General features: G+C 72.2%; 12 protein-coding genes. 6 read left to right on the top strand and 6 right to left on the bottom strand.

Annotation, left to right across the window (positions count from 1 at the left end; translation table 11 throughout):
* Positions 1-141 precede the first annotated feature (141 nt).
* Positions 142-1,575, top strand: a complete 1,434-nt coding sequence (locus ABZ815_RS49680) for an MFS transporter (RefSeq protein ID WP_357709675.1) — start codon at positions 142-144, stop codon at positions 1,573-1,575.
* 6 nt (positions 1,576-1,581) lie between these two features.
* Here ABZ815_RS49680 and ABZ815_RS49675 read toward each other — a convergent pair whose 3' ends face one another.
* Both ABZ815_RS49675 and ABZ815_RS49670 read right to left on the bottom strand, forming a co-directional pair.
* Positions 1,582-2,034: a hypothetical protein gene (locus ABZ815_RS49675; protein ID WP_357709672.1), complete on the bottom strand. Its 453-nt coding sequence runs from the start codon at positions 2,032-2,034 to the stop codon at positions 1,582-1,584.
* A 113-nt stretch (positions 2,035-2,147) separates the two neighbouring features.
* Positions 2,148-2,627 (bottom strand): helix-turn-helix domain-containing protein, encoded by a 480-nt coding sequence (locus tag ABZ815_RS49670; protein WP_357709670.1) that lies wholly within the window; start codon positions 2,625-2,627, stop codon positions 2,148-2,150.
* 33 nt (positions 2,628-2,660) lie between these two features.
* On the opposite strand from ABZ815_RS49670, the gene ABZ815_RS49665 reads away from it, so the two are divergent.
* The 3 genes from ABZ815_RS49665 to ABZ815_RS49655 all read left to right on the top strand — a co-directional run bounded on the left by ABZ815_RS49665 (position 2,661) and on the right by ABZ815_RS49655 (position 4,380).
* Positions 2,661-3,155 carry a nuclear transport factor 2 family protein gene (locus tag ABZ815_RS49665; protein ID WP_357709665.1) on the top strand — a complete coding sequence of 165 codons (495 nt, stop codon included), beginning with the start codon at positions 2,661-2,663 and terminating at the stop codon, positions 3,153-3,155.
* A gap of 112 nt (positions 3,156-3,267) precedes the next feature.
* The gene (locus ABZ815_RS49660; protein ID WP_357709663.1) at positions 3,268-3,882 is read left to right on the top strand and encodes a hypothetical protein; all 615 of its coding nucleotides are present in this window, start codon (positions 3,268-3,270) and stop codon (positions 3,880-3,882) included.
* A gap of 153 nt (positions 3,883-4,035) precedes the next feature.
* Positions 4,036-4,380: an RNA polymerase-binding protein RbpA gene (locus ABZ815_RS49655; RefSeq protein ID WP_043625492.1), complete on the top strand. Its 345-nt coding sequence runs from the start codon at positions 4,036-4,038 to the stop codon at positions 4,378-4,380.
* 60 nt (positions 4,381-4,440) lie between these two features.
* Here the strand turns inward: ABZ815_RS49655 and ABZ815_RS49650 are convergent, their stop codons facing one another.
* The 4 genes from ABZ815_RS49650 to ABZ815_RS49635 are packed head-to-tail and all read right to left on the bottom strand — an operon-like array spanning position 4,441 to position 10,012.
* Complete coding sequence (locus ABZ815_RS49650; protein ID WP_357709660.1) at positions 4,441-5,424, bottom strand: DUF2804 domain-containing protein; 984 nt, start codon at positions 5,422-5,424, stop codon at positions 4,441-4,443.
* The gene (locus tag ABZ815_RS49645) at positions 5,411-7,117 is read right to left on the bottom strand and encodes a sugar-binding domain-containing protein (RefSeq protein WP_357709657.1); all 1,707 of its coding nucleotides are present in this window, start codon (positions 7,115-7,117) and stop codon (positions 5,411-5,413) included. The genes ABZ815_RS49650 and ABZ815_RS49645 overlap by 14 nt, the downstream gene beginning before the upstream one ends.
* Positions 7,114-8,724, bottom strand: coding sequence for a glycoside hydrolase family 13 protein (locus ABZ815_RS49640; protein WP_357709654.1), 1,611 nt, complete (start codon positions 8,722-8,724; stop codon positions 7,114-7,116). Before ABZ815_RS49640 ends, ABZ815_RS49645 begins: the two co-directional genes overlap by 4 nt.
* A 37-nt stretch (positions 8,725-8,761) precedes the next feature.
* Positions 8,762-10,012, bottom strand: coding sequence for an MFS transporter (locus tag ABZ815_RS49635; RefSeq protein ID WP_357709651.1), 1,251 nt, complete (start codon positions 10,010-10,012; stop codon positions 8,762-8,764).
* A gap of 72 nt (positions 10,013-10,084) precedes the next feature.
* Between ABZ815_RS49635 and ABZ815_RS49630 the strand changes: the two genes are divergently transcribed.
* Entirely contained in the window at positions 10,085-10,720 is a 636-nt protein-coding gene (locus ABZ815_RS49630) for a TetR/AcrR family transcriptional regulator (RefSeq protein WP_357709764.1), read from the top strand.
* Positions 10,721-10,796: 76 nt separating this feature from the next.
* Complete coding sequence (locus tag ABZ815_RS49625; RefSeq protein ID WP_357709648.1) at positions 10,797-11,498, top strand: alcohol dehydrogenase catalytic domain-containing protein; 702 nt, start codon at positions 10,797-10,799, stop codon at positions 11,496-11,498.
* Positions 11,499-11,564 lie beyond the last annotated feature (66 nt).

Raw genomic sequence — 11,564 nt, 5'->3', positions numbered from 1 at the left:
ACTGTAAGGTCATGGGCACGACACGTGGATGTGACCCACGACCTGCGAAGACAGCCACTTCGTCAGGCTTGACCCCACCCCCCGTTGCCGGGCAGCGCGAGGCCCGCCGGCCGCCCGGCCGCAGAGGAGCGACACGACACCATGGCCTCCACCGCATCCCCCGCGGAGCTCGACGACTCCCCCGCGGCCCGCCGCCGCGAACAGCGCGGCTGGTACTTCTACGACTGGGCCAACTCGGCCTTCTACACCACGGTCATCTCGGTCTTCCTGGGCCCGTACCTGATCCCGGTCGCCAAGACCGCCGCCTGCGCCAAGGACTTCCCGGCGCTGGCCTCCGACACGTGCGTGTCCCAGTTCGACACGCTGGTCCTGCGCCACCCCGGCCTGGGGTACGTCGACGTGCTCGGCGCCGACATCAGGCCCGCGGCCTTCTTCGGGCTGACGCTGACGGTGGCGGTCTTCCTGCAGATCGTGTTCCTGCCCATCGTGGGCGCGCTGGCCGACCACACCGGCCGCAAGCGGGAGCTGCTCGGCGGGTTCGCCTACGTCGGCGCGCTGGCCGCCATGTGCCTGTACTTCGTCGAGGGCGACCGCTACCTGCTGGGCGGCGTGCTGTTCGTGGTGGCCAACCTGGCCTACGGCTCCTCGGTGGTGGTCTACGACTCCTTCCTGCCGCAGATCTCCACCCCCGAGGAGCGCGACGGGGTCTCCTCGCGCGGCTGGGCGATCGGCTACCTCGGCGGCGGGCTGCTGCTCCTGCTCAACCTGGCGCTGTTCCTGCAGCACGACAGCCTCGGGCTGAGCGAGGGCATGGCGGTGCGCATCAGCATGATGTCGGCCGGGCTGTGGTGGGCCACCTTCACGGTCATCCCGCTGCTGCGGCTGCGCAACCGTCCGGTGGCGGCGCACGAGACCACGACGCTGCGCTCGGTGGGCGGCAGCTTCCGCCAGCTCGGCCGTACGCTGGCCGAGCTGCGGCGTTACCCGCTGACGCTGCTGTTCCTGGTGGCCTACCTGGTCTACAACGACGGCGTGCAGACGGTCATCGGCAACAGCGCGGCGTTCGCCTCCGAGGCGCTCAAGCTGGACAAGACCGTGCAGATCACGGCGATCCTGATGGTGCAGTTCGTGGCGTTCTTCGGGGCGCTGCTGCTGGGGTGGCTGGCGCGCGGCTTCGGCACCAAGCGCACGGTGCTGGCCAGCCTGGTGGTGTGGACGGCGATCGTGGTGGTGGCGATGTTCGTCGGCGAGGGGCAGGCGCTGCAGTTCTACCTGATGGCCTTCGCCATCGCGATCGTGCTGGGCGGCACGCAGGCGTTGTCGCGGTCGCTGTTCTCGCAGGTGATCCCGAAGGGGCGGGAGGCGGAGTACTTCAGCCTGCTGCAGATCAGCGACAAGGGGTCGGCGTTCATCGGGTCGCTGACCGTGACGATCGCGCTGCAGGTCACCAACAGCTACCGGATCGCCATCGTGTCCATGATCATATTCTTCGTGGCGGGCTTCGTGCTGCTCGCCCTGACGAACCTGCCCAAGGCCATCAGGGCGGCAGGCAACGAGGTCCCCTCCCGGATCTGACCCCCGTCAGGGGCCGTAGCGGCGCGAGAGCCAGTACGAGGTGCCCACCAGGGCGCCGGTGCCGAGGATGGCCAGCAGCACCATCGGGCCGACGTGCCCGCCGCCGGTCGTGGTGCCGCTCTCCAGCCGGATCTCGGCCTGCCCGGGGGCCTCCGCCGGGCCGCTGACGGGGTCGTGGGGCCGGGGGTCGCGCGCCTCCAGGCCGGGGATGCCCTCGACGTCGTCGTCGCCCCGTGGGGCGTGCGCCTGCCTCCTGGCCGGTTCGCCCCGTCCGGACCGAGGGGCGGCCTCGTCATCGTCATCGTCATCGTCGTCGTCGCCCTCGTCGTCGTAGGCGGCGGCCAGGACGAGGGCCGCGGAAGGCCCGGCCGCCGCCTGGGCGGGAAGGACCATCCCTCCCCCGCCGAGGACGAACGCGAGCGCGGCGGCCAACGCCGGCCACCGTGGCATGAGATCCATCTACGCCTCCTGATCGACGTCGCGGTCCCCTCAGCCTGCGGGGCCGCCGTGGGGCGGCCGTGAGCGGGCGATGAGAGTCCTCTCACGAAGGGTCGCGCGTCAAACACGGGACGTCACAGATCGGCGGCCAGGACCATGGTGCCCGGCCCCCGGGCGGCTCCCGGGCCGGGCAGCGGCAGCACGGTCTCGGCGGTGGCCTCGCCGCCGCAGTGGGGGCAGGTGACGACCGGCGTGAACTCCCGCCCGCAGGAGTGGACCAGCAGCGCGGGCGGCCCGCCGGGCGGGGTGGACCAGCGGTCGCCCCAGGCCATGAGGGTCAGCAGCGCGGGCACGACGTCACGGCCGGCCTCGGTCAGCAGGTACTCGTGCCGCACCGGACGCTCCTGGTAGGGCCGCTTCTCCACGACCCCCGTGGCGACGAGATGGTCGAGCCGGCGGGCCAGCAGGTTGCGCGAGATGCCCAAGTCCTCGGCGAGGTCGTCGAACCTGCGCAGGCCCAGGAACAGGTCGCGCAGGATCAGCGGCGTCCAGGGCTCGCCGATGACGCCGACGGCCTGGGCGATGGAGCAGTGCATCTCACCGAACCTGTTCATGCACCCACGATAGTGGGTGGATAAAGTGAACCCATGACAGTTCACATTCAGGACTCACCCGCCGCCGCCTACCGCCAGGCCGGCGAGGCACATGACGTCGAAGCGCTCAAGGCCACGCTCGCCGACGACGTGGTGTTCCACTCCCCGCTGAGCTACCGAGCCGGATTCAACGGACTGAAGCAGGTGGGGACGCTGTTCGAGGCCGTCTTCGACGTGCTGTCGGACCTGCGCTACCAGAGCGACCTCGGGGACGCCCGCACCCGCATGCTCACCGCGACCGCCCGGGTCGGCCGCCAGCCGCTGAACGAGGTCGCCCAGCTCGAACTGGACGAGGACGGCCTGGTACGGGAGATCACGATGTGGATCAGGCCCCTGCCCGGACTGACCGCGCTGATGGCCGCCCTGGGCCCCCGCCTCGCCAGGGACAAGGGCAAGCCCGGCCTTCCGCTGCTGGTGGGGGCGGCCTCCGCGCCGCTGGCGGCGATGACCCGCCTCGGCGACCGGACGCTGGTGCCGCTCCTGGCCTGACATGCACGGAGGTAGGCGACGCTCTGAACAGAGAGCAGTGCTCTTGACACGGGGACCCCGTCACGAGAGCATTGCTCTCATCAAAGAGCAACGCCCTCCTCAAGGAGCATTGATGACCTCCCCCCGCCTCACCTCCGCCGCCTTCGCCCTCACCGGCGTCCTGCTGTTCGTGTATCCGGTGGTGCGGCCGTCCACCGACGACGCCGCCGCCATGGCCTCGCCCGAGTGGGTCGCCGGCCACCTGGCCGCGATGCTCGGGTTCGTGCTGCTCGGCCTGGGCGCTCTCGGGCTGCACAAGGTGCTCGGCGACCGCCTGTCCCTGCGCGCGGCCGCGGTGACCTGGACCGGCGCCGGCCTGACGCTCCCCTACTACGGCGCAGAGGACTTCGGCCTGCATGTCATAGCCGAACGTTCCCTGCGCGACGGCGCGCCCGCGCTGATGGAGCTGGCCACCCTGTTCCGCTACAACCCGCTCGCGATCACCATGTTCGCCGCCGGGCTGGCGCTGATGGGCGTCGGCGGGGTGATGGCGGCCGTGGCCGTGTGGCGCTCGGGAACCCTGCCCAAGGGAGCCGGGACGGCGCTCGCGCTGGGCCTGGCGCTGTTCATCCCGCAGTTCTTCAGCCCGTACCCGCTGCGGATCGCGCACGGCGCGCTCATCATGATCGGCGGGTTGTGGCTGGCGGCGAGCCTGCTCAGAGCCCCGCGGACGGCCTCCGCGGCCTGAGGACGCGGCCCCCGTAAGAGCGGGCTCGAATAACCGAGGCCCCAAGCGCGATTGGATCACCCCGCGGGTGGGAATCCCATCACGGTACCAAGCGTTAGACACCGTGGGAGACAGACCCCCCACGTATGGGGGCCCTGTAGGAGGCATTTAGACATGGGCGAGCGCGCGCTTCGTGGCACCCGGCTCGGGGCAACCAGCTACGAGAACGACCGTAACACGGATCTGGCCCCACGCCAGGAGGTGTCCTACACCTGTCCTAAGGGCCATCGCTTCGAGGTTCCGCTTGCCGCCGAGGCCGAGATCCCCGCGACCTGGGAGTGCCGCATGTGCGGCGCGACCGCGGTGCGGGTCGACGGTGAGCAGCCGGAGTCGAAGAAGACCAAGCCCCCACGGACCCACTGGGACATGCTGCTGGAGCGGCGGTCCATCGAGGACCTGGAAGAGGTGCTCAACGAGAGACTCGCGGTCTTGCGCGCCCAGCGACGCAAGAGCGCCTGACCACTTCTCACGGTGAAAACCCCCGGGCGACGCCCGGGGGTTTTGCTGTGCCCGCGACGGCTACCAGCGGTTGCGGGCCTCCTCGGCCCAGCCGGTCAGGCCGTCGAGGTCCACCCACACGCCGTCGTCGTCCTGGACGCGGCCGGAGAAGTGGCCGAAGCACTGGTGGGTCTCGCTGCCCACCACGACGAGCTGGGTACGGGCCACCTTCTCGTGGAAGGGCCGGAACTCCACCTCGACCCGCGGGCCGGTGATCCGCCACGGGCGCAGCCAGTCGCCGCGGTCGTAGGTCCACTCCAGCTCGTCACCGATCTTGTGCAGCCGGCCGCCGGTGAACAGGGCGTTCTCGGTGACGCCGGTGCCCTCGGTCCACTTGCCGCCGAGCTGGACGGCCCTGCCGGGCCCGCTACCGGCCGCCCAGTTCCAGGTGACCGCGTACGGCCACTTCCCCCGGCCGTGGTCGAGCACGGCGAAGGAGTCCGCGTCGTCGATGGCGAACTCCTTCGTCCCGAGCCGCAGCCGGCCGCGCGCCGGGCGGCCGACGTCCTTGACCGTGTACTGGAACCGGTCGGGCCCCCAGGGCACCACGACGCCGAGCGACTCGTGCCCTTCCGGCAGCGGCACCTCCAGGTCGAGGCGCACGTCGGGGGCGGCGGCGCGGATCACGGTGCCTTCCGGGTCCTGCCGGATGTCGATCTCCAGCCCGGCGCCGCGCACGGACACCGTCCCGGCGCCGCTGCGGTCGGGGAAGACGGCGCCGCGGGCCAGCGGCACCACCACGTCCTTGGCGAACTCCACGCCGGTGGCCCGGTCGAGCACGTAGAGGCCGTGCACCCCGGCGTAGTCCAGCGAGGAGGCCACCAGGCCGATGATGTGGGAGGGGGTGACGACGCCCCAGTACTCCCAGCGCTTACGGCGCCCCCAGCCGCGCAGGACGGCCCGGTGCAGCGGCGTGCGGGTCCAGCCGACCGCGGCGGGGTTCAGCCGCCCGCCGGGCAGGCACAGGTCGGTCGGAGCGGTGATCTCCCGTTCATGGGTGGTCATGGAAGGCGAGCCTCCTGGTGACGGAGCGGACGAGGTCGGCGGGCAGCTTGAGCTCGGCCCTGTCGTAGGTGAGCAGGCCGTTCAGCTCGTCCTCGACGTCGGAGAGCTGGGTGTAGACGGTGGCGCTCAGGCCCTTGGCGATGGCCGGGACGATCTGCTCCTCGTGCAGCCGGACGAACGCCGCGCCCAGCTCCTCGGCCGTGCGGTGACGCCGGTAGCCGAACTCCTTCTCGCCCCAGGTGTGCCCCTCGACGGGCAGGCTGTAGCCACCGTACTCCGACAGCACCAGGACGCGGCCGTCCGGGCGGGGCGGGCGGAAGCGGCGGAAGTACACGTGCAGGCTGAGCAGGTCGCCCGCGCGCTGGTCGTGCCAGCCGCTGGCGTGGTCGATCGTGCGGGTGGGGTCGAGGCGGGCCAGCTCGGCGGCGATCCGGGCGGCGTCGAACTGGCCCCAGCCCTCGTTGAACGGCACCCAGACCGCCAGGCTCACCACGTTGCGCAGGTGCTCGACGGTCTCGCGCAGCTCGGCCTCGAACGCGGCCCGACCTTCGGCGTCGGCCCGGCCGAAGCGGTGGTGGCGGCGGTCGTCCAGGCGCAGCGGCAGCAGCGCCGGGGTGGTGATGACCAGCGGCCGGTAGCTCTCGCCGCCGTTGACCAGGTCCTGCCAGACGAGCATGCCGAGCCGGTCGCAGTGGTGGTACCAGCGCAGCGGCTCGATCTTGATGTGCTTGCGCAGCATGGTGAAGCCGAGCCGTTTCATCATGACGATGTCGTCGACCATGGCCTCGTCCGAGGGCGGCGTGTACAGGCCGTCCGGCCAGTAGCCCTGGTCGAGGATGCCGGCGTGGAAGTACGGCCGGCCGTTCAGCAGCAGCCTGGGCACGCCCTCGGCGTCGGGGCCGACGGAGAAGGAGCGCATGCCGACGTAGCCGCGGACGCGGTCGTCGCCGAGCGAGACGGTCACGTCGTACAGGAAGGGGTCCTCGGGGCTCCACGGGCGGGCGCCGGGCAGCGGGACGCGCACCGGCCGCCCGGCCGGGACGGTGGCGCGGGCCGCCACCTGCCCGCCGGCGAGGATCTCCACCTCGGCCTCGCCGCTCGCGGCGTGCACGGTCACCTCGACGCACTCCTCGGCGAGCACGGGCGTCAGCGTGAGCCGTTCCACGTGCAGGGCGGGCACGCGCTCGGCCCAGACCGTCTGCCAGATGCCCGACTGGGCGGTGTACCAGATGCCGCCGCGGCGCAGCCGCTGCTTGCCGCGCGACTGCCACCCGGTGTCGGTGTCGTCCCGCACGGCCACGTCGAGGGTGTTGGCGCCCTCGGTCAGGGCGTCGGTGACGTCGAAGGAGAACGGCAGGTAGCCGCCGCTGTGGCCGCCGACCTCGACGTCGTTGACCCACACCCGGCAGGTCTGGTCCACCGCGCCGAAGTGCAGGATCACCCGGCCGTCGGCGGGCCCGGGAGGCGCCTCGAACGAGCGGCGGTACCACAGCGTCTCCCCCGGCTGCAGCTGCCGGCCCACCCCCGACAGCGGCGCCTCCGGCGAGTACGGCACGAGGATGTCGCCGTCGTGGGTCTCCGGCCGCGAGCCGTCGTTGATCGCGTACCGCCAGCGGCCGTTGAGGTTGACGTAGCTGTCACGGACGAGCTGGGGGCGCGGGTACTCCGGCAGCGGGATCGGGTCGGCGGTCACGAGAGCCACACTGCCGTGTCGGCGGGCAGCGTGCCGCCGTCCAGGGGGTCGCTGGCCAGCAGGACGTCGTGGTGCGGGGGCAGCGGCACCGCGCCGGGGCCGAAGTTGACCATGAGGGTGAAGCCGGGCTCGCGGGTGAGGGCCAGCACGCCGGGCGGGGCGTCGAGCCAGGTCAGGTCGCCGTCGCCGAGCGCGGGGTGCTCGCGGCGCAGGGCGATCGCGCTGCGGTAGAGGGCGAGCGTGGAGGCGGGGTCGTCCCGCTGGGCGGCGACGGTGAGGGGGGCCCAGTCGGCCGGCTGGGGCAGCCAGGTGCCGCCCGTGCCGAACCCGTACGGCGCGGACGTGCCCGACCAGGGCAGCGGCACGCGGCAGCCGTCCCGGCCGATGAAGGCGCGGCCGGTGCGCTCGAACATCGGGTCCTGCCGTGCCTCGTCCGGGATGTCCAGGTACTCGGGCAGGCCCAGCTCGTCGCCCTGGTAGAGGTAGGCGCCGCCGGGCAGGGCGAGCAGCAGCAGCGCGGCGGCGCGGGCGCGCCTGAGGCCGAGCTCACGGTCGACGGCGATCCTGCCGAGCAGCACGTCGGCGGTGGGCGCGCGGACCAGCTCCTGGTCGATGCCGAATCTGGTCGCCATGCGCGGCACGTCGTGGTTGCCCAGCACCCAGGGGATCGAGCCGCCCGTCTCGCGGGCCAGCAGGTGGGACTCCTCGATGACCGCGCGGAACTCGCCGGCCGACCACGGCAGGGGCATCAGCCGGAAGTTGAACAGCTGGGCCAGGCCGTCGCCGGTGAGGTAGGGCCGGGCCTGGGCGGGGTCACCGAACCAGATCTCGGCCACCGTACCGCGCGGGCCCGGGTAGGAGGCCAGGATCTTGTGCCAGGACCGGTACAGCTCCAGCAGCTCGGGCTGGTGCTCGTACGGCACCGCCGACTGTCCGGGCGCCAGCGGGGCGCCCTGGCTGCCGGGGACGACGTCCGGCAGGCCGTCCTGCTTGAACAGCATGGCGGCCACGTCGATGCGGAAGCCGGACACGCCGCGGTCCAGCCAGAACCGCAGCACGTCCTCGAACATGGCGGTCACGCCGGGGTGCCGCCAGTTCCAGTCGGGCTGGGCGGAGTCGAACAGGTGCAGGTACCACTGGCCGTCGGGCGCCTGGGTCCAGGCGGGGCCGCCGAACATGGACTGCCAGTTGTTGGGCTCGTCGCGGAAGACGAACCACTCGCGTTCGGGGCTGCCGGGGCCGGCCGCCAGCGCCTGCTGGAAACGCGGGTGGGCCGAGGAGCAGTGGTTGGGCACGATGTCGACGACGACCTTGATGTTCCTGGCCGTGGCGGCGGCGACGTAGGCGTCGAAGTCGGCCAGGGTGCCGTAGCGGGGGTCCACGTCGGTGTAGTCGGCGACGTCGTAGCCGCCGTCGGCCAGCGGCGAGGGGTAGAACGGGCTCAGCCAGACGGCGTCCACGCCCAGGTCGGCCAGGTGGTCCAGGCGGGCCAGCGCGCCGGGCAGGTCGCCCTGGCCGTCGCCGTCGGCGTCGGCGAAGCTGCGGGGGTAGATCTGGTAGACGACGGCGTCGCGCCACCAGGCGTCGCCGTCGAAGGCGGCGGACACTGCTCTGTCGGATGCTGCGTTGTCGGTTGCTGCGGATTTATCGGACACTGCGGATTCTCCAGATGAGGCAGGCGCCGAGCGCGGCGAAGGCCGCCGCGACGGCGTACATGAGCGGGTAGCCGCCCGCGGAGGTGACGAGGGGCGCGGCGATCACCGGCCCGAGGGTGCTGGAGGCGGAGTTGGCCAGGCTGACGATGCCCAGGTCCTTGCCGCGGTCGGCGTCGGCGGGCAGGAGCTGGGTGACCATGGCCTGGTCCACGGCGGCGAACATGCCGTAGCCCGCGCCGAGCAGGACGCTGGCGGCCAGCGCGGCGGGCCAGCTCGTCAGGAACGCCAGCACGAGCCCGGAGGCGGCCATCGTGAGGCCGCCGATGAAGACGGCCGGCCGGCGGTTGCCTGACCGGTCCGACAGCCAGCCCGCCAGCAGCGTGGGCACGACGCTGCTCAGCGTGAAGACCGCCACCAGCACCACGACGCCCTGCTCGACGGTGGAGCCGGGGAAGAGCGCCTCGTAGCCGACGCCGTCGCGCAGGTAGTACTGCAGGTAGCCGATGGCCATGGCGAGGGTCAGCGTGATCAGGAAGCGGCTCAGCCAGGCCCAGGCGAAGTCGGGATGCCTGCGCGGGCTGATGCGGAAGCCACGCAGGAGTGAGCGCAGGTCGAAGGGGGGCAGGTCGGCCGGCGCGGTGACGGGCTCCCTGGTGAACAGGCTGAACGGCAGCACCAGCAGCAGGATCAGGATCGCCATGGCCACGAACCCGGCCTGCGAGCCGGTCGCCACGACGGTGACGACGACCCCGCCGAGCAGCGGCCCGGCGAGCTGGCCCACGCCGGCCAGCGCCGAGGCCTTGCCCCGCTGCTGGATCGGCACGAGGTCGGGCACGGTGGCGATGGCGGTGGCCAGCGCGGCGGTGAAGGCGAGCTGGGCGACCGCCCAGCCGACGACCAGCCCGGCCAGCGAGTCCTGGCGGGACAGGAAGACCAGGGACGCGGCGCAGACCAGCGCGCCGCCCGCGACCCAGGGGCGGCGCCGGCCCATCCGGGAGCGGGTGCGGTCGGACAGGGCGCCGAACAGCGGGTTGGCCACGATCGTGCACACGGCGGCGACGGCGAACACCACCGCCAGGGACGCCTCCTTGTGCTGGGGGTCGATGCGCGCCACGTGGGAGGGCAGCAGGATCTGGTTTCCGACGGTCATCGCCATGATGACCCCCATTTGGGCCAGTGCCAGCAGGGACATCCAGCCTGCGGTGACCCGTTTCTCAGGCGCGAGGCGCATTTCGGCCATGCATGTCCTCCGGGGGGAACGTGAGAGGATGTCACGTTAGAACATGACAAGCCGTTATGTTAAGACTTGTCCGTGGAGAACCCGGGCATCCGGCGGCGGCCGGTCCAAAGGCGCAGCATCGACAGGGTCGAACGCATCCTCGACGCCTGCGCCCGCCTGCTGGACGAGGTCGGCCTGGACGCCCTCACGATCTCCGACGTCGCCAGGAGCGCCAAGGTGCCCGCCGGCACCATCTACCAGTTCTTCGACGGCAAGCCCGGCATGCTGCGCGAGCTGGCGCTGCGCAACCTGGAGGTCCTGCTGGCCCGGCTGCGCGCCCGGGTCGCCGAGGAGCCGCCGCTGACCTGGTCGCGGGCGGCCGAGCTGGTGCTGGCCGAGACGGTGGCGATGCGCAGGAGCGTGCCGGGCTTCACCGTGGTCGACTTCGCCGACACCCGGCCGGGCGGCGCGTCGTTCCTGCCCGCCGGGAGCGTGCAGGAGAGCGGGGACGTGCTCGCCGAGCGGCTCTACCAGTTCGCGCTGGAGGAGGCGGGGCTGCCGCCGCTGCCCGATCCGTACCGGGTGATGCGGCTGGCCATCCAGTGCACGGCGGCGGTGCTGTACCTGACGTTCTCGGCGACGCAGCAGGGCGATCCGGCCATGATCGAGCAGGGACGCACGCTGCTGCGGGCCTACTTCGTGGACGTGGCCTCAGAAACATTCCGGTAACAAGGATTGACCGTTCAAAACCGGACGAACTACCGTCTTCCACATTCTATAGAAAGCAGAATGCAGGAGGCGGTGCATGGACGCGACGGCACGCGCGGCGATCGTCACCGACGTCGCGGGAGCGGTGGAGGTGCGCGAGCACGCCCTGCCGGAACCCGGCCCGGGGCAGTTCGTCCTGGAGGTGGAGCTGTGCGGCATGTGCGGCACGGACGCCCACATCTACCGGGGACGGCTGGCCAGCGTGCGGTTCCCCGCGCTGCTCGGGCACGAGATCGTCGGCCGGCTGGCGGCGCTCGGTGACGGCGTCGGGGCCGACCACGCCGGCCGGCCGGTGGCCGTCGGCGACCGGGTCGGCGTCTTCCCGTCGCTGAGCTGCGGCCGGTGCTTCGAGTGCCAGGTGCGCCGCAGGCCGGGGAACTGCCCGGACCGGCGGCCGTCCTACGGGTTCGCCTCCCCCGCCGACCGGCCGCCGTACCTGACCGGCGGTTTCGCCACCCACCTGTACGCCTCCAACGCGGGAACGGTGTTCTACCGGACCGATCTGCCCGCCGAGGTCGCCGTGCTGCAGGAGCCGCTGTCGGTGGCCCTGCACGGCGTGGAACGTTCCGCGATCCGGATCGGCTCCACCGTCGTGGTCCAGGGCGTCGGCGCGATCGGCCTGATGGCCGTGGTCGCCGCCCGCGCCGCCGGGGCGGCCAGGGTGGTCGCCGTCGGCGCGCCCGGCGCCCGCCACGCAGTGCCCGCCCGGCTCGCCGCGGACCGGTACCTCGGCCTCTAGGGGGACCGCGAGGCGAGCCGCGGGGGGTTCTACGAGGCGCTGGGAGGCGTGGGCGGCGACGGCGTC

Origin of the sequence: Nonomuraea sp. NPDC047529 (assembly GCF_040642995.1) — a bacterium.
Lineage (GTDB): Bacteria > Actinomycetota > Actinomycetes > Streptosporangiales > Streptosporangiaceae > Nonomuraea.
Note: the sequence above shows the minus strand (reverse complement) of the source record. Positions and strands in the feature narration are given on the sequence as shown.